The following is an 18,046-nucleotide window of genomic DNA, read 5'->3' as shown; positions in this document are numbered from 1 at the left end:
ATGGAAGAACTGCTTTTTTATTGCCGGGCAGGATTCGAAAAGGACCTGGCCGGCGAGCTGGCCGCGGAAGCCGCGCGCGAAGGCCTGGCCGTCTATCCACGGTTCGTTGAAGGGACGGCCTTCGTCCGCTTGTTATCGGCCGATGGCGATCCGGCACCGCTGCGCGACGCCTTTCCCCTGGATGAGCGGATCTTCGCGCGCCAGCGCCTCCCGGCGCTGCATCCGCTGGAGGGCCTGTCACGCAAAGACCGGGTGAGCCCGGTCGTGGAACGGATTCGCGCGAGTGGCTGGTCGTTCGAGGCCATCTGGCACGAGACACCGGATACCAACGAGGGCAAGGAGCTTCGACGCCTGGGAAAGGCACTGGAGCGCCCGCTGGATTCGGCACTGCGCAAGGCCGGCGCGCTGCGCGGGCAGGGCGAGGCGCAGGGTCGTCGTCTGCATTGTTTCTGGACGGCCGGCGACCGTGTGCAGCTGGGTCTGGCCGCGCCGGAGAGCAGCAGCGACCGTCCGGGGGGCATCCTGCGGCTGAAGGCCCCGCGCGCAGCGCCCAGCCGTTCCGCACTGAAACTCGAGGAAGCCTGGTTCCACTTCCTGACTCCCGAGGAGCGCGAACAGCGACTGGCGGAGGGCATGACGGCGGTGGATCTGGGGGCGGCGCCGGGGGGCTGGACCTGGCAGCTGGTGCGGCACGGCCTGCATGTCCAGGCCGTGGATAACGGGCCGATGGATGCCGACCTGATGGCCGGGGGCCAGGTGGAGCATATCCGCGAGGATGCGTTCACCTGGATGCCCCCGCGTCCGGTGCACTGGCTGGTGTGCGACATCGTGGACCGGCCGGGACGGGTGAGCGAGCGAATCGGGGACTGGCTGGAGGCGGGCTGGGCCGAAGAGGCGATCTTCAACCTCAAGCTGCCGATGAAAAAGCGCTACGAGACCGTGCGCGAATGTCTTGATCGACTGGAGGGCCGGCTGGTCGGGTACGGATTTCGCCTGCGCGCGCGCCAGCTGTATCACGATCGCGAGGAAATCACCGTGCACGCCCGTCCGGCGCGCGGCGCGGCCGGCTGGTGAAAAACGGGCTATTCGCCCTGCACGGTCACCGTGAGCCGCCGGTCATGGCCGGCATAACGGTGTTCCCACAGGAAAATGCCCTGCCAGGTGCCCAGCGCGGGCCGCCCGCCGGTCACGGGTACGGTCAGGTCATTGTGGGTCAGCATGGCCCGGGCATGGGCGGCCATGTCGTCGTCGCCTTCCATGTCGTGGCGGTAGGCGGGGTCGCCGTCCGGCGCCAGCCGGGCCAGGATCGTTTCCAGATCGCGCCGGACGTCCGGGTCGGCGTTCTCGGTGATCAGCAGCGAGGCACTGGTGTGGTGCTGGAAGACGTGGCAGGTGCCGGTGGTGATGCCCGAGCGATGGATGATGTCGCGCACGGCATCGGTGACGGCGATGCTGCCGCGGCCCCGCGTGGTGATCGTCAGATCTTCCTGGTAAACGCTCATAAGCAACAAAAAAGGCGCCCTCAGGCGCCTGATTTTCTTCAGAATGTGGTGGAGGCGGCGGGAATCGAACCCGCGTCCGCAGGCCCTCCGCCCTCGGCTCTACATGCTTATCCTGTCTTTGCGTTTAACCAGCCGCTACCCGACAGGCAGGGAAGACGTCTGGCGATCCCGGTTCAGTTTTAACGGATCCGCGCCGGGCACGCTTCACCGCGAGCTTGTGAGAGTCGACGCCCGATACTGGACGCACAAGCACGGCTCCAGTCGGACGGCACCCTACCGGGTTTTAAGCGGCGAGTGCGTAGTTGTCGTCGTTGGCAACTATTTTTTTGCAGTGATTTTTACGAGGCTCACTACATCCTCGGCATGCACCTCAGGTTTCGCGACCCGCGTCGAATCCAGGTCGCCCCCTTTGCAACTACTGGGACAGGGTACCGCAGTCGGAGTTCCCGTGCACCTCCGACATTCTCCCGGAGGTGGCGGTGCTCCGGTACAATGCGCGGCTCGAAACAGGTCCAACCACGGCACACCGGGTGAAGATGATGCGGGTTTTTGAAGGCGGCACGGCGGTTTCCTCCTTTCGACTGCGGACGCTGGAAACGGCGGTGGAGGAGCGCACCGGGGTGCCGGTCCGTCTGGCGGCGCGTCATCTGTATTTCGTGCAGTTGCACCGCCGGCTCCATGCGGGCGAGGAGAAGCGTCTGGCTGCGCTGCTGGACGAAGGCGAGGCCTGGTCCGCTCCGGCATTCGAGCCGGTGCGCGAACCCGTGGTGATCCCGCGCCCGGGCACCATCAGCGCCTGGTCATCCAAGGCCACCGAGATTGCCCGTCATGCGGGGCTGGAATCCGCCGTGGAGCGGATCGAACGGGGTACCCACTGGTACGTGGGTGGTGAGCTTCCGCAGGGGCTGAACCTTGTGGACATGGCTGCGCCGCTGTTCGACCGCATGACCGAGGCGGTCATCGAGGATCCCGCGGACGCGGGCGCCCTGTTCCGCGCGGAGACGCCGCGTTCGCTGCAACGGGTGGGCCTGGAGCCGGATGCCCGGAGCGCGCTGGCGCGCGCCAACGGGGAGCTGGGGCTGGCGCTGTCGGAAGAGGAGATCGATTACCTGGCCGAAGGCTATCGAGCGCTGGGGCGGGCCCCGACCGATGCCGAGCTGATGATGTTCGCACAGGCGAACTCCGAACACTGCCGGCACAAGATCTTCAACGCCCGCTGGGTGGTGGATGGCGAGGAGCAGGACCGTACGCTGTTCGGGATGATCCGCGAGACCCATCGGCTCCATCCGGACGGGGTGCTGTCCGCCTACAGCGACAATGCCTCGGTGATCGAAGGCCACCGGGGGGTGCGGCTGATGCCCGGGCCCGATGGCGAGTACCGTCGCGAGGACCTGGATCTTCCGGTGCTGATGAAGGTGGAAACCCACAACCATCCGACCGCGATCTCGCCGTGGCCGGGGGCGGCCACCGGCTCCGGTGGCGAGATCCGGGACGAGGGCGCCACCGGGCGTGGATCGAAGCCCAAGGCCGGGCTGACCGGTTTCACCGTGTCCAACCTGCGCATTCCGGCGCATCCGCAGCCCTGGGAGCGGGATTTCGGACGGCCCGATCGGATCGAGAGCGCGCTGAACATCATGCTGGAGGGGCCGATCGGCGCCGCGGCCTTCAACAACGAATTCGGACGACCGGCGCTGTGCGGGTATTTCCGCACGCTGGAGTCCGCGTTGCCGCAACCGGACGGTGGAGAGGTCCTGTACGGTTACCACAAGCCCGTGATGCTGGCCGGCGGCGTGGGATCGATGCGCGCCGAGCACGTGCACAAGGGCGAGGTGCCCGCACAGACGCCGATCGTGGTGCTGGGCGGTCCCGCCATGCTGATCGGACTGGGCGGTGGGGCCGCGTCGTCGATGGCCAGCGGCTCGAGCAGCGAGGCCCTGGATTATGCCTCGGTGCAGCGTGGCAACCCCGAGATCCAGCGGCGCTGCCAGGAGGTGATCGATCGCTGCACCGCGCTGGGCCAGGGCAACCCCATCCGTTCCATCCACGACGTCGGGGCCGGCGGACTGTCCAATGCGATCCCGGAGATCCTGGATGATGCCGGGCGCGGCGGGCACATGGAACTGCGCGAAGTGCCCACCGCCGAGCCGGGCCTGTCGCCGATGGAGCTGTGGTGCAACGAGGCGCAGGAGCGCTACGTGCTGGCGGTGGACGCCGCGGCCCTGGAGACCTTCCGCGCGATCTGCGAGCGCGAGCGCGCGCCGTTCGCGGTGGTCGGGCAGGCGACCGATGACGGCCACCTGCGAGTGGATGACCGGCTGTTCAACGAGCCGGCGGTGGACATGCCGATGGGCATGCTGCTGGGCGCCACACCGAAGATGACGCGCGAGGACGCGCGCCGGGCCGCGCCGGTCACGACGCTGGAGACGGCCGGCACGGATCTGGCCGAGGCGCTGGAGCGAGTGCTCAATCTGCCGGCGGTGGCCGCCAAGCACTTCCTGATCAGCATCGGTGACCGTTCGGTGGGCGGCCTGGTGGCGCGGGATCCCATGGTCGGCCCCTGGCAGGTGCCGGTGGCGGACTGCGCCGTGACGCTGACCGACTTCGACGGGTATACCGGCGAGGCCATGGCCATGGGTGAACGTTCGCCGGTGGCGATCCTCTCCGGGCCGGCCTCCGGACGCATGGCGATCGGCGAGGTGGTGACCAACCTGGCCGCCGCGGACATCGATGGCACCCGGGCGATTCGCCTGTCGGCGAACTGGATGGCCGCTGCGGGGGTGCCGGGCGAGGAGGCCGGCCTGTTCGATACCGTCCGGGCGGTCGCCGAGGATCTGTGCCCGCAGCTCGGCATCAGCATCCCGGTAGGCAAGGATTCGCTGTCGATGCGCACGGTCTGGCAGGACGCCGACGGTCACGAGCGCCACATGCATGCGCCGGTGACCCTGGTGGTGTCGGGTTTTGCCCCGGTGGCGGATGCGCGCCGGACCCTGACCCCGGAGCCGGATGCCCGCGAGGGGGGCAGCCTGTGGTTCGTCGATCTGGCAGCCGGCCAGATGCGTCTGGGCGGCTCGGCCCTGGCGCAGACGGCGGGCGGCATCGGTGAAGTGCCCCCGGATGTTGAAGATCCGGCGGCGTTGCGCGCATTCGTGGACGCGGTCGGCCACCTGCGCCGCGAGGGGCTGCTGTGTGCCTACCACGACCGCTCGGACGGAGGCCTGATCACGACCCTGCTGGAGATGGGCTTTGCCGGGCGTCTCGGCCTGGACATCGACGTGCCGGCGGGGATGGACCCGGCTGCCTGGCTGTTCAACGAGGAACTGGGGGCGGTCCTGCAGGTGCGGGCCGGGGCGGAGGAGGCCCTGCGCGAGACGATGCAACAGGCCGGTCTCGGCGCGCATCTGCACGAGGTGGCCCGTCTGCGCAGAGACGAGACGGTCACGGTCGCGCAGGCCGGGCGGAACCTGCTGGAGTCGACGCGCGCAGGGCTCCAGCGCCAGTGGCAGGCGACCACCCGACACATGCAGCGGTTGCGCGACAATCCCGAATGCGCCGACGAGGAATACGCACGCATCGACGCCGATGACGGACTTACCGAACGCCTGCATTTCGATCCGTCGGAAGATATCGCGGCGCCGTTCATCGCCAGCGGGGCGCGGCCACGCGTGGCGATCCTGCGCGAGCAGGGGATCAACGGTCAGCTCGAGATGGCGGCGGCCTTCGAGCGCGCCGGTTTCCAGCCGGTGGACGTGCACATGACGGACCTGCTCGAGGGCCGGCGGGATCTGGCCGACATGCAGGGCCTGGCGGCCTGCGGCGGGTTTTCCTACGGTGACGTGCTGGGCGCCGGCGGGGGCTGGGCCCGCACGATTCTCAATCACGAAGGGCTGCGCACGCAGTTTGCGTCCTTTTTCGAGCGCAACGATACCTTCAGTCTCGGCGTGTGCAATGGCTGCCAGATGCTGTCGCGGCTGGCGCCGCTGATCCCGGGGGCCGGGCACTGGCCCCGCTTCGTGCGCAATCGTTCGGAACAGTTCGAGGCGCGCCTGTCGCTGGTACGGGTGGAGCCGGGGCCGTCGGTGCTGCTGGACGGGATGGGGGGCTCGGTGCTGCCGGTGGTGGTGTCGCACGGAGAAGGGCGCGTGGAATATCCCGGCGAGGCCCCGGTGTACGATCAGGCGGCGCTGCGCTACGTGGAGGCCGACGACTCCCCGGCCGAGGCCTACCCGGCCAACCCCAACGGTTCGCCGCGCGGGGCGACCGCCTTTACCAGCGAGGATGGCCGCGCGACCATCATGATGCCGCATCCCGAACGGGTGTTCCGCACCGTGCAGCACAGCTGGCACCCCGCGGAGTGGGGCGAGGACGGTCCGTGGATGCGTCTGTTCCGCAACGCCCGGGCATTCGTTGGCTGACCGACGGCCGCACAGGGGGAAATAATGAGCGAACAGGACTGGAGCGACTGGCTGGGGGAGACCCTGACAGTGAACACATCGCTGGCGGTGGGTCCGACCAGCCGTCCGCTCACCCACGGCGAACTGGCCGAGCGTCTGGTGGACGGTATCGAACTGTTCGAGGCCGGCGGTGGACGCAACCACGCGGCCCACGGGTCGGCGGACGAGACTACCCAGGAACTGCAGCGGCTGGAACGCAAGCTGGACCTGCTGGTGCATCTGCTGGCCGAATCGCTGGAGCCCGAACGCCCGTCGGTCCGGCCGGTCGTCATCAGCCGTGGCGGGATCGTGCTGCCGGAGGGCACGCTGCCCGAAGATGCCGATCGTCTGGCGTTGTATTTGAGCGACTTTCTGCCTCAGCCCCTGGTGCTGGGTGTCGAACCCCCGACACGTCGTAACGAGGCCCAGTTGATCCGCTGGACCCCGCATGATGACCGCATGCACGACGCCCTGGGGCGGTGGATTTTCCGTCTGCATCGACGCGACGTCGCGGAGAAACGACAGAAAGTTGACGGGGGCGGGTGATCGCTATAATACTGTGATCGGCTTCACGTATGAGGCCACTCATACCCTGACCGGAGCCCTCACGGCATGGCGACACCCGAGGAAGACGACACCGGCCTTCACATCGCCCTGGGTGGCGAGCCCGATGCCGCCCGCGACACGCGGGCCGTTCTGGCCTCCATGGGGTGCGAGGCCGAGACGCGCATCGACGCGAACGGACTCACCGATGGCCCTCGCGAACCTGCCGCCATCTGGTTGTGCGGCCCGGCATCCACGGTCGCGGCCCAGGCGGATGCCGCACCCGACAGCCTGCCAGTGGTGGCCCAGCCGACCGACGGCGGCAAGGTTGAGCACCAGGCCGTGGACTGGGTGGTGGAACACCCGGTGTCGGTTTCCCGGGTGACCCAGATCCTGCAGTGGTTGCGGTTCGGCGGTCAGCGCGTGCATGACGACGTACCCGGGCTGGTCGGTCGGTCACCATCCGACCATGGTCGGGGTCAAGCGGCTGGTGGCGCAGGTTGCGCGAACCGATGCCACCGCGCTTATCCTGGGCGAGACCGGTTCCGGCAAGGAGGTGGTCGCCCGGGCCATCCATGATGCCTCGGATCGCGCCGACAAGCCGTTCGTCGCGGTCAACTGCGGCGCGATTCCCCCGGATCTGCTGGAAAGCGAGCTTTTCGGTCACGAGAAGGGTGCGTTCACCGGGGCCTTCACCGCGCGCACCGGACGCTTCGAGCTGGCGCAGGACGGCACGCTGTTCCTCGACGAAATCGGGGACATGCCCCTGCCCATGCAGGTCAAGCTGCTGCGGGTGCTGCAGGAACGGGTGTTCGAACGCGTGGGCTCGAACAAGTCGATCACCACCCACGCGCGCATCATTGCGGCGACCCATCGCAACCTCGACGAAGCCGTGGCGGAGGGGAATTTCCGTCAGGACCTGTTCTTCCGCCTCAACGTCTTCCCCATTGAACTGCCGCCGTTGCGCGAACGCGCCAGTGACATTCCGCAGCTGATCACGGCGCTGGAGGAGCGGCTGCGCGAACAGGGGGGCAGCCCCGCGCACCTGACGCCGGCGGTGGTGGCTCACCTGGAACGTCTGGACTGGACCGGCAACATCCGCGAACTGGGCAATCTGCTGGAACAGCTGTCCATCATGTACCCCGATCTGCCGGTGGACCTGGGGCAGCTGCCGCCGCGCGTGCGTCCGGAAGGGGTGGAGGATCGCAGCGGTGCGGCGGCCGAACCGGGCGGGGCATCGGCCGGGTCGTCGGCATCGGCCACCGGCCCGAACATGCCGGGACCGGATGGCCTGCCACCGGAAGGCGTCGATCTGCGCGATTATCTCAACGACCTGGAACGCTCGATGATCGAAGCGGCGCTGGCCGATACCGGTCATGTGGTGGCGCGGGCCGCGCGGCGGCTCGGCATGCGGCGGACGACGCTGGTTGAGCGCATGCGCAAGTTCGGGCTGGGACGGGATTCTGACGGCTGAGCCTCCGTGGCAAGGCCTTGCCGCTGTCGAGATCCCGACGAAAACCGGCAACCTTGTTTTCAGGTCCCTGAATAAAAGGGATTTATTCATAGTGGCACACTAACTGCTTGAGGCAGTCCGAATCCCATCGACAGGACTGCACCGATGCCTCGAGCGACCCTTCTTCTGGTCAATGCCGACGCCGCCCTGCGTGAACGCGTGGTGCAGGTGCTGGCCACCATCCCGCGGGTTCGCCTCCAGGACTGCAGCGAAGGGGAGCTCGAACGCTCTCTGGAAGCGCAGCGCCCCGAGGTCGTCCTGGTCGCCCATCCCGCGACCGCCGCGCTGCGTGACCGGATCCCGGCACGGTTGCCGGTCGCGGTGATCAGTCCGGATGCGACCCATGACAACGAGATCGCCGCCATGCGCGCCGGCGTGGATGCCCATTTCGGCCTCCCGGACATGGCGGCGCCGCTGGCGCAGTGGCTGCGCGATCAGCTCCCCGGCCCCGGCCCCGGCACCCGGGCCCGGATCCCGGAAATGGTGGCGCACAGCGAGCGCATGCGTTCGCTGGATGCCTTTGCCGAACGGATCGCGCAAACCGCTGCGACGGTCTTCATTACGGGCGAGTCGGGGGTCGGCAAGGAGGTGCTGGCGCGGCAGATCCATGCGCGCTCGGCCCGTGCGCAGGGGCCGTTCGAGGCGATCAACTGCGCCGCTCTGCCCGAGGCCATGCTGGAGGCCCTGCTGTTCGGGCACGCGAAGGGGGCCTTTACCGGCGCGATCGAGGCGCGGCCGGGCAAGTTCGTACAGGCGGACGGTGGCACGCTGCTGCTGGATGAGGTGACGGAAATCCCCGTGCATCTGCAGCCCAAGCTGCTGCGTGTGCTGCAGGAACGGGAAGTGGAACCGCTGGGCGGCCGGCGCACCCGTCCGGTCGACGTGCGGGTGATCGCAACCTCCAATCGTGATTTGCGCGAGGCGGTGGCCGAGGGGGTGCTCCGCGAGGACCTGTATTACCGCCTGAGCGTGTTCCCGGTGCGGATCCCGCCGCTGCGCGAGCGGCCGGAGGACATTCCGTCGCTGGCGCGGGCGCTGCTGACCCGTGCCAGCCAGGGCCGGCTCGTGGAACTGGCACCGGAGGCCGAATCGCGGCTGATGGGGCATGACTGGCCCGGGAATGCCCGCGAGCTGGCCAACGTGATGGAGCGGGCGGCCACCCTGGCCGGCGAGCGCAGCGACGGGCGGGTCACCGCCGAGTCCATCTGGCTGGATGCCGACATGCTGGAGCATGGCGAAGGTGTCAGTGCGGCTGGCGCTCCTTCCGTTCCGGCGGCTTCGGATGACGACATCCCGTCGGCCCCTCTGCTGGAACAGACCCTGCAGACCCAGGAAAGCCGGGTGATCCTCAACGTGCTGCGAGAAGCGGGAGGGCGCCGCAAGGAGGCCGCGGAACGGCTGGGAATCAGCCCGCGCACCCTGCGCTACAAGCTCGCCCGACTGCGCGAATCGGGCATCCATGTCCCCCGCACCGGAGTGGTCTGAGAACTGGCCCGGCATTTGCTTGGGATTGGGTTCAGCGGGGGCGAGGCACCGTCGTCCCGTGTGGAAGCCGGAGGTAACGCATGAGTGAAATGCAGATCCAGAACGTGTTGCAGCAGATGCGGCAGCTCTCGGAAAGCGGGAGCGTCGAGGCTCCTGCGTCCGGAGGCGGAACCGGTCAGGCCGGCGGCGCCGACTTCCAGAACGTCCTGCGTGACTCGCTGCGCGACGTGAACGAGGTGCAGCAGGAAGCGACCGATCTGCAGACCCGTTTTGAACTGGGTGATGAAAACGTGTCCCTGCCGCAGGTGATGGTAGCGATGAACAAGTCCAGCCTGGCGTTCGAGGCCACCAATCAGGTGCGCAACCGCCTGCTGGATGCCTATCAGGAAATCATGCGGATGCAGGTGTAGGCCTGTAATCCCTCCGGAGAGACGTGATCATGGCCGCAGCACAGCAAAGTCTGCCCGCCGTCGTCAGCGGCGGCATCAAGGATTTCGGCACCATGCCGGCTGGCCGACAGCTGGCCCTGATCGGCATGCTGGCCGGCGCGCTGGCCGTGATCGCGGGGATCGTTTTCTGGGCGACGAGTCCCACCTTCGTCCCGCTGTATTCGTCGCTCGAGCAGGACGAGGCCGCGGAGGTGGTGACCGCGCTGGACGGGGCCGGCATCCGCTACCGCATTGATACGAATACCGGTCAGATCAAGGTGCCGCGCGGCGATGTGGGTGAAGCCCGCCTGCATCTGGCCGGTGAAGGGCTGCCGCGCTCCGGGGATGTCGGCTTCGAGCTCCTGCAGGAGGACACCGGGATCGGCACCAGCCGGATGATGGAAAGCGCGCGCCATCGCCGGGCGATGGAAGGCGAGCTGGGCCGTACCGTCTCCTCGCTGGACGCGGTCGAGCGTGCCCGCGTGCACATCGCCGAAGGACAGGATTCGGTCTTCGTGCGTGAACGCACGCCGGCGACCGCCTCGGTCACCGTGCACCTGCACGGGGGCCGCTCCCTGAGCGAATCGCAGGTCCGGGCCATCGTCCACATGGTGGCCTCCAGTACCTCGGACCTGTCGCCCGAAAACGTGACCGTGGTCGACCAGCAGGGCCGGTTGCTGACCGAGGACGGGATGGAAGAGGGCGGCATACGCAGCAGTGGCGACCGTCTGTCGTTCCAGGGTCAGGTGGAGCGCCGTTATGCCGAGGCGATCCGGGACCTGCTGTCGCCGCTCGTGGGCGGCGACCGCGTGCGGGTCCAGGTATCGGCGGACATCGATTTTTCGGAAATCGAACGTACCGAAGAACTCTACGACCCCGACACCATCGCGCTGCGCTCGGAGCAGATCTCCGAGGATATCCGCGGGGACGCGGGCGAAGGACCGATGGGCGTGCCGGGCGCGCTGACCAATCAGCCGCCTGCCGGGGGTGCCGTGGGCGAAGAAGAAGGCGAAGGTGCCGAGAACGCGGAGAACGGGGCGACCGGTGAACGTTCGGGCTCGGCGACGCGCAATTACGAAGTCGACCGGCGCATCGCTCACATCCGCGAAATGCCCGGCGGCGTCGAGCGTTTGTCGACCGCCGTGGTGGTCGATTTCCGCGAGGAAGTGGGCGAGGATGGAGAGGTCCAGCGCGTCGCACGAGACGCCGAGGAGATCGAGCGTCTGGAGAACCTGGTCCGCCAGGCAGTGGGCTTCAGCGAGCAGCGCGGGGATTCGATCAACGTGGTCAGTGCTCCGTTCGAGGCGCCGGTGGAAGAAGAAATCGTCGAGGAAGAACGCCCGTTCTGGACGCAGGCCTGGTTCATGGAGCTGGCCAGGCTCATCGGGGCGCTGCTGCTGGCCCTGATCATCCTGCTGACCGTGATCCGTCCGGCCCTGAAACATCTGATGAGCGGTGCAACCGCGCGCCCGGCACAGCAGCCGCAGGCGGAATCGGACGAGAATCTGGCTCTGACCGACCAGAGCGGGGAATCCGCGGCCGGTGGTGGCGGTCCCAGCGGTGAGGGCTCTGCGGTGGCTTCGCTGACCGGGCCGGAAGAGGATCAGCAGGAAATGGACCTCGAAGCCGTGCGGGGCATGGTGAAGGAAGATCCCAAGCGTGTGGCGCAGGTAATGAAGACCTGGTTGAACGAAGATGGCCGATAGCAAGAAGTCCAAACTGGATGGCGCGGAACGCGCGGCCGTGTTCATGATGAGCCTCGGCGAGGATTCCGCCGCCGAGGTCATGCGCCACATGGGACCGAAGGAAGTCCAGAAGATCGGGGCGGCCATGGCCAACATGGAGCGCATCTCGCGTTCCGACGTGAACGCGGTGCTGGAGGACTTCTCCGGACATGTGCGCGAGCAGACCGCCCTGGGTATCGGTGCCGACGATTACGTGCGCAGCGTGTTGCAGAACGCGCTGGGCGAGGACAAGGCCGAAGGCCTGATCGATCGCATCCTGCTGGGACGCAATTCCAAGGGCATCGATGCGCTGAAGTGGCTGGACCCGCGCGCGATCGCCGACATGCTGCGCAACGAGCACCCGCAGATCGTGGCGATCGTGATGTCGCATCTGGATGCCGACCAGGCCGCCGAGACCCTGAGCTACCTGCCCAAGCGGGTGCAGTCCGACGTGGTGATGCGCATCGCGACCCTGGACGGGGTCCAGCCCTCCGCGCTGCAGGAGCTGGATGACATCCTCGACCGTCAGCTTTCCGGCAACAACACGGCCAAGACCTCGATGGTCGGCGGGGTCAAGACCGCCGCGGACATCATGAACCTGATGGACGGGTCGCGCGAGGCGGAGATCATGGATACGGTCAGCGAGATGGACCAGGACCTGGCCGGGCGTATCGAAGAGCTGATGTTCGTCTTCGACAATCTGATCGACGTCGACGACCGCGGGATCCAGACCCTGCTGCGGGAGGTGTCCACCGAATCCCTAGTGCTGGCGATGAAGGGTGCCGACGACGACCTGAAGGACAAGATCTTCAGCAACATGTCCAAGCGCGCCGCCGAAATGCTGCGCGAGGACCTGGAGGCCAAGGGTCCGGTGCGGGTCTCCGAGGTCGAAGGGGCGCAGAAGGAGATCCTGCAGGTCGCTCGCCGCCTGGCGGAGAACGGTGAGATCGTGCTCGGCGGCAAGGGCGGGGAGCAGATGCTGTGAGCGTGCACGACGCCGGGTCCGCCAGTGCGGCCTCCCTGTGGGAGCCGCCGGAGTTCGACGAGAACGGCAACGAGCCGGAACAGCGGCGCCTGCCCACCGCCGCCGAGATCGAGGCGATCGAGGAAGAGGCGCGCCAGAACGGTTTCGAGCGGGGCTACGCCGAGGGCCATGAACTGGGCAAACAGGAGGCCGAAAAGGCGGCGCGGGCGCGCGAGGAAAAGAAGCTGCGCGAGGCCGTGGCGGCCCTGGAGTCGGTGGGCCAGGGCCTCAGTGATCCACTCGCCGAGGCTGCCGATGCCCTGGAACCGGAACTGCTGTCGTTGGTGACCGCGCTGGCGCGCCAGGTGATCCGGGTGGAGCTGCAGACCCGACCGGAGATCATCCGCGAGGTGCTGGACGAGGCGATGCGGCAGTTGCCGGGGCGCAACCGCAGCGTGCGGGTGCATCTGCATCCCGAGGATCAGGCCCTGGTGGAGCAATGGGGGTCCGCGCAGGCGGGCGAGATCACCTGGATCCCGGACCCGGAACTGGCGCGCGGAGGCTGTCGGGTCGAGGCGGGTGCGTCCGAAGTGGATGCCAGTCTGGAGCGTCGCCTGCGGCAGGCCGTGGAGGCCATCTGGGACGGCCACGCGAGCGTGCCGGACACGGATCCGGAGCCGCGCGAGCCGGTCACGACGTCGGCGCATGACGGGGCGGGTACGGAGAAGCGAAAGGAACCCGGGGACGATGCGTCGACCCGTGATGAGGAGGATCCGGCATGACCGCCAGTATTCGCGATGCCCATACACGTCAGCGAGACGGGCTCACCGCGGGCCTGCGCGAACGCCTGGAGCAGTCGCGCGGGCGGGTCGAACGGGTGGCGGCCCCGCAGTCGCAGGGGATCCTGTCGCGCGTGACCGGTCTGACCCTCGAGGCCGAGGGCCTGCGCCTGCCGCTGGGCGGCCGCGCCCTGATCCATGGCGAACGCGGCGAAACCGTGCCCGCCGAGGTCGTCGGATTCCAGAACGACCGGACGTTCCTGATGCCGGAGGAGGCGGCCGCCGGGCTGGTGCCCGGGGCCCGCATCGAGCCGGTGGACACCCAGCGTTCGATCCCGGTGGGCAATGGCCTGCTGGGGCGGGTGATCGACGCCCGTGGCGAGCCTCTGGACGGCCTCGGGCCGATCCGCACGCATGATCGTGCCACGCTCAACGGACAGCCGATCAACCCGCTGTCGCGCGCCCCGGTGCGCGAGCCTCTGGACACCGGCGTACGCGCGATCAACGCCCTGCTGTCGGTCGGGCGCGGCCAGCGGCTGGGCCTGTTCGCCGGTTCCGGCGTGGGCAAGAGCGTGCTGCTGGGGATGATGACCCGCCACACCAGCGCCGACGTGATCGTGGTCGGGCTGATCGGTGAACGCGGGCGCGAGGTCAACGATTTCATCCACGAGATCCTCGACGAGGAATCCCGCCGGCGTACGGTGGTGGTGGCGGTGCCGGCGGATCAGTCGCCGCTGCTGCGCCAGCACGGGGCCTGGGTGGCGACCACGGTGGCGGAACAGTTCCGCGATCAGGGGCTGAACGTGCTGCTGCTGATGGACTCGCTGACCCGCTTCGCCCAGGGCGCGCGCGAGATCGCGATGGCCATCGGCGAGCCGCCGGCCTCCAAGGGCTATGCGGCCTCGGTGTTCGCGCGCCTGCCGCAGCTGGTGGAGCGTGCCGGCAATGGCGACGTGGGCGGGGGCTCGATCACCGGATTCTATACGGTGCTGGCCGAGGGAGATGATCCGAACGATCCGATCGTGGACGCCGCGCGGGCGATCCTTGACGGGCATGTGGTGCTCTCGCGCGAGATCGCCGAGACCGGTCGCTACCCGGCCATCGATGTCGGTGCATCGATCTCGCGCGTGATGAGTGCGCTGACGACGCCCGAACACGAGAAAGCGGCACGGCGGTTCCGTGATCTGGCCGCCACCTATCAGCGCAACCGTGACCTGATCTCGGTGGGGGCCTACCGCAAGGGTGCCGATCCACACCTCGACCAGGCCGTGGCGATGCATGACCGGCTGGAGCAGTTCCTGGCGCAGGGCACGACCGAGGCGGTGGATTTTGCCACCGCGCGGGATCAGCTGATCGCACTCACCGGGGGCGGGGCATGAATCCGCAGCGCATCGAACGGCTGTTGCGTATCCGCCAGATCGGCGAGACCGAGGCGACTCGCGAACTGGGCGAACGCATCGCTCAGCTGAACGCCGCCGAGGCCCAGCGCGAGCAGCTGGAAACCTTCCAGCAGGAATACCTGGCGGCCTCCATGCCGCAGGACCCCAACACCCTCAAGTGGCTGGCCGGCATGCGGCAGAAGCTGCGCGAGGCGCTGGAACAGCAGGCCCTGCGCATCCAGGCGGCCGAAAGCCAGGTGGAGACGGCGCGCGAACAATGGCTGGAACACCATCGCGACTGCATGTCGCTGGAAAAGCTGCTGGAACGCACGCGAGCCGAAGACCAGCGTCATCAGGCCCGGCGGCAGCAGGTGGAACAGGACATGTGGGCGACCCGCCAGGCCTTCGCACGGGAACCGGAATCCGGCGAACGCACGGTGAACTGGCAGGAATCTTGAAAGGTATGGATACGCAGACCCCGCAGGGGCAGACGCGCGCGGTGCGCGCAACAGGCGAGGACGGGACATGATCGCAGCACAGGCATCGGGACAGGGGCTGGGAGCGCTGGCACAGCTGCTCGACGGCGGCGAGGGCATGGATCGGCTCAAGGAATTGAAAGACAAGGGAAAAGGCGGGGAAGACGGTTTCCTGAAGGCACTCCGCCCGCAGCTGGAAGCGATGCTGGGCGCGCTCGGGGTGGATGATTCCGAGCTGGCCGAGCTGGATCTGGAAGGACTGATCCAGCGGTTCCAGGATCTCCTGCAAGGGCAGGATCTGACCGCTGTGGACGGCATGCAATTGCCGCCCGGCTGGCTGACCGGCGAGGAAGGTGACGGAGAGATCGACGACCGCGAGCTGCGCAGTCTGCTGGAAGACGGGCCCGGGTCCGGAGCGGCGGGCGACGGCATCCCGGTTTCCCTGATGCGCCTGTTCCTGCAGGCCGGTCCGGAAGGGCAGAACCCGGGGTCGCGGCTGCAGGAACTGGCTCCCGGGGCGCTGACCGGCGGTGGCTCGCGTGAAGGGACCACCGAGGTCCTGGCCCAGTGGCTGACGCAGGCCTCGGAATCGGCGCGCAGCGGCCGTGAGAATGCCCAGGCACTGGCCCAGCCGGCAGCCCAGGCCTCCGATGCCGAGGGTGCGCGGGGCGGCGGGATGCGGCTGGATCTGACCCGCCTGCTGCAGACTTCGGGCGATCGCCAGCTTGCGGAGCAGATCCAGATGATGGCGCAGGCCCGCGGCGGGCGCACCGAGATGAAACTGCATCCGCCTCAGCTGGGGGTCCTGGATGTGCGGGTCAGCATGGAGGGGGACCGTGCCAGTGTACAGTTCTTCAGTACCAACCCCGTGACCCGTGAGGTGCTGGAAGCGGCAATGCCGCGCCTGCGTGACAGTCTCGCCGACAGCGGGCTCGAACTTGCCGATGCCTCGGTTTCGGATGAACCGCCGGACGATTCCGCGGATACCGAGATGGCCGGCGACGGTTACGGGAGCGGGGATGAACCCGGCGTCGCCACGGGTGCGGAGGGCGAAGAGAGCGACGACGAAGAAGGTCCCGTCGCCCCCGGCAGCACCCTTTCCTTCCTCAACCGGCGGGTGGACCTGTTTGCCTGAGGTCCGTTCCGGCAGGCCGGCCGCCAGAATCTCGACTTCTCCATCGATGGAGCGTCCGGTTCGTTGACGCATACGCCGGGCGCTCGATCCTCCGGATAACGCACCACACCCCCTCAGATGGATTCAACTCCCTGTTTATAAAACAGTAATGATTCATGGCACCGCGCTTGCTTGGGTTCCGGCAGCGAATCCACGCAATGCGGGTGTGTCATGGCGGAGAAGGAAGTCGAACTGGAGAACAAGGGGGGCGGCGGCAGGAAATGGATGATCATCATCCTCCTGGTCGTTGCGGTTCTGCTCGCCGGCGGCGGGGGCGCGGCCGCCTGGTACCTGCTGTCGCAGGACGCTGACGAAACGGCGGAAGATCTGCCGCCCGAGCGCCACTATTCGTCGCTCGATCCCATGACGGTGAACATCGATGCCCCGGGAAGCGTGCAGTTCCTGCGCGTGCAGATCGGTCTGGTGTCCACCGACCCGGCGGTGCTGGAAGCCGTGGAGGATCACCTGCCCGTAGTCCGCAACGACATCCTCGGCATCCTCTCGGATCAGGAATATACCGAGCTGAACACGCGGGAAGGCAAGGAAGCGCTGGCGGAGGAGCTGACGGCCACTGTCCGTGCGATCCTGGAGTCGCGCGAAGCGCCCTCCGATCTGGAGCGCGTGGTGTTCACCGAACTGGTCATGCAGTAAGGCCGCGTCATGGCACAGCAAACCGACATCCTGAGCCAGGACGAGATCGACGCGCTGCTGCACGGCGTCGATTCCGGCGACGTCGAGACCGAGGAGGAAGAGTTTCCCCACGACGGTCAGGCGCGCGAGTTCAATTTCGCCACCCAGGATCGCATCGTGCGCGGGCGCATGCCCACGCTCGAGATGATCAACGAGCGTTTTGCGCGGCATCTGCGCGTGCGGCTGTTCAACATGCTGCGGCGTTCGGCCGAGATCTCGGTCAGCGGCACCCGGCTGACCAAGTTTTCCGAGTACATGCACTCCCTGTTCGTGCCCACCAGCCTGAACCTGGTACGCGCGCATCCGCTGCATGGCACCGGACTGTTCGTGTTCGACCCCAAGCTGGTGTTCATCCTGGTGGACAACTTCTTCGGCGGCGACGGGCGCTTCTATACCCGCATCGAGGGCCGTGACTTCACCCCGATGGAGATGCGGGTGGTGCACAGCATCCTCGAGGGCGCGTTCGAGGACATGACCAAGGCCTGGGAGCCGGTCATGGACATCGACTTCGAGTTTCTCAACTCCGAGGTCAACCCCCAGTTCGCGAACATCGTGAGCCCCACCGAGATCGTTGTGATCAACGAATTCCACATCGAGCTGGATGGGGGCGGCGGCAATCTCCACGTGACCCTGCCCTATTCGATGATCGAACCGATCCGCGAGCAGCTGGATACCGGTATCCAGTCGGATCGCTCCGATGTCGATCAGCGCTGGATGAACGCCCTGCGGGAAGAGGTTCAGGACGCGGACGTGGAGATCTCCTCGGTGCTCACCGAGGCGGAGGTCACCGTGCAGGAGCTGCTGGACATCAAGCCGGGCGACATCATTCCGGTGGACATCCCCGAAGAAGTCACTCTGAAGGTCGAGGACATCCCGCTGCTGCGCGGCAAGTTCGGGGTTTCGAATGGCCAGAACGCGATCAAGATCGCCGGTCGCGTACAACGATAGGCAAGAGGACA

The 18,046-nt window shown here is 67.5% G+C and carries 14 protein-coding genes, 1 other RNA gene and 1 pseudogene; 14 read left to right on the top strand and 2 right to left on the bottom strand.

Features of this window, described 5'->3' with window-relative positions:
- Nucleotides 1-1,074 carry a 23S rRNA (cytidine(2498)-2'-O)-methyltransferase RlmM gene (rlmM, locus tag F788_RS0109755; protein WP_019590033.1) on the top strand — a complete coding sequence of 358 codons (1,074 nt, stop codon included), beginning with the start codon at nucleotides 1-3 and terminating at the stop codon, nucleotides 1,072-1,074.
- A gap of 8 nt (nucleotides 1,075-1,082) precedes the next feature.
- Here the strand turns inward: rlmM and F788_RS0109750 are convergent, their stop codons facing one another.
- Together F788_RS0109750 and ssrA are read right to left on the bottom strand one after the other, a co-directional pair.
- A complete protein-coding gene (locus tag F788_RS0109750; protein WP_019590032.1) occupies nucleotides 1,083-1,502 on the bottom strand; it encodes a secondary thiamine-phosphate synthase enzyme YjbQ in 420 nt (139 codons plus the stop codon).
- A gap of 46 nt (nucleotides 1,503-1,548) precedes the next feature.
- Nucleotides 1,549-1,910, bottom strand: a transfer-messenger RNA (tmRNA) gene (gene ssrA / locus F788_RS13745).
- A gap of 131 nt (nucleotides 1,911-2,041) precedes the next feature.
- Here ssrA and purL point away from each other — a divergent pair.
- The 13 genes and pseudogenes from purL to fliM all read left to right on the top strand — a co-directional run bounded on the left by purL (nucleotide 2,042) and on the right by fliM (nucleotide 18,035).
- A complete protein-coding gene (gene purL, locus F788_RS0109745) occupies nucleotides 2,042-5,914 on the top strand; it encodes a phosphoribosylformylglycinamidine synthase (RefSeq protein ID WP_026332758.1) in 3,873 nt (1,290 codons plus the stop codon).
- 24 nt (nucleotides 5,915-5,938) lie between these two features.
- On the top strand, nucleotides 5,939-6,478 hold the full coding sequence (locus tag F788_RS0109740) for a PilZ domain-containing protein (protein ID WP_019590030.1): 540 nt from the start codon (nucleotides 5,939-5,941) through the stop codon (nucleotides 6,476-6,478).
- Between the two features lie 66 nt (nucleotides 6,479-6,544).
- Nucleotides 6,545-7,949: pseudogene (locus F788_RS13400) on the top strand (sigma-54 interaction domain-containing protein).
- A 144-nt stretch (nucleotides 7,950-8,093) separates the two neighbouring features.
- Nucleotides 8,094-9,473, top strand: coding sequence for a sigma-54-dependent Fis family transcriptional regulator (locus F788_RS0109730; RefSeq protein ID WP_019590028.1), 1,380 nt, complete (start codon nucleotides 8,094-8,096; stop codon nucleotides 9,471-9,473).
- A gap of 80 nt (nucleotides 9,474-9,553) precedes the next feature.
- On the top strand, nucleotides 9,554-9,883 hold the full coding sequence (fliE, locus tag F788_RS0109725) for a flagellar hook-basal body complex protein FliE (RefSeq protein WP_019590027.1): 330 nt from the start codon (nucleotides 9,554-9,556) through the stop codon (nucleotides 9,881-9,883).
- A 29-nt stretch (nucleotides 9,884-9,912) separates the two neighbouring features.
- Nucleotides 9,913-11,607, top strand: coding sequence for a flagellar basal-body MS-ring/collar protein FliF (fliF, locus tag F788_RS0109720; protein ID WP_019590026.1), 1,695 nt, complete (start codon nucleotides 9,913-9,915; stop codon nucleotides 11,605-11,607).
- Nucleotides 11,597-12,610 (top strand): flagellar motor switch protein FliG, encoded by a 1,014-nt coding sequence (fliG, locus tag F788_RS0109715; RefSeq protein ID WP_018869490.1) that lies wholly within the window; start codon nucleotides 11,597-11,599, stop codon nucleotides 12,608-12,610. Before fliF ends, fliG begins: the two co-directional genes overlap by 11 nt.
- Nucleotides 12,607-13,371: a FliH/SctL family protein gene (locus F788_RS0109710; protein WP_019590025.1), complete on the top strand. Its 765-nt coding sequence runs from the start codon at nucleotides 12,607-12,609 to the stop codon at nucleotides 13,369-13,371. The genes fliG and F788_RS0109710 overlap by 4 nt, the downstream gene beginning before the upstream one ends.
- A complete protein-coding gene (locus F788_RS0109705) occupies nucleotides 13,368-14,747 on the top strand; it encodes a FliI/YscN family ATPase (protein WP_019590024.1) in 1,380 nt (459 codons plus the stop codon). Before F788_RS0109710 ends, F788_RS0109705 begins: the two co-directional genes overlap by 4 nt.
- Nucleotides 14,744-15,205 (top strand): flagellar export protein FliJ, encoded by a 462-nt coding sequence (gene fliJ, locus F788_RS0109700; RefSeq protein ID WP_018945937.1) that lies wholly within the window; start codon nucleotides 14,744-14,746, stop codon nucleotides 15,203-15,205. Before F788_RS0109705 ends, fliJ begins: the two co-directional genes overlap by 4 nt.
- 67 nt (nucleotides 15,206-15,272) lie before the next feature.
- Nucleotides 15,273-16,358, top strand: a complete 1,086-nt coding sequence (locus F788_RS0109695; protein WP_019590023.1) for a flagellar hook-length control protein FliK — start codon at nucleotides 15,273-15,275, stop codon at nucleotides 16,356-16,358.
- A 210-nt stretch (nucleotides 16,359-16,568) separates the two neighbouring features.
- Complete coding sequence (fliL, locus tag F788_RS0109690) at nucleotides 16,569-17,048, top strand: flagellar basal body-associated protein FliL (protein ID WP_019590022.1); 480 nt, start codon at nucleotides 16,569-16,571, stop codon at nucleotides 17,046-17,048.
- A gap of 9 nt (nucleotides 17,049-17,057) precedes the next feature.
- On the top strand, nucleotides 17,058-18,035 hold the full coding sequence (gene fliM, locus F788_RS0109685) for a flagellar motor switch protein FliM (RefSeq protein ID WP_019590021.1): 978 nt from the start codon (nucleotides 17,058-17,060) through the stop codon (nucleotides 18,033-18,035).
- Nucleotides 18,036-18,046: the final 11 nt, after the last annotated feature.

The organism is Thioalkalivibrio sp. ALE10 (assembly GCF_000381385.1).
Taxonomy (GTDB): Bacteria; Pseudomonadota; Gammaproteobacteria; order Ectothiorhodospirales; family Ectothiorhodospiraceae; genus Thioalkalivibrio.
The sequence above is the reverse complement of the archived record's forward strand: the minus strand, read 5'-3'. Positions and strand labels throughout refer to the sequence as shown.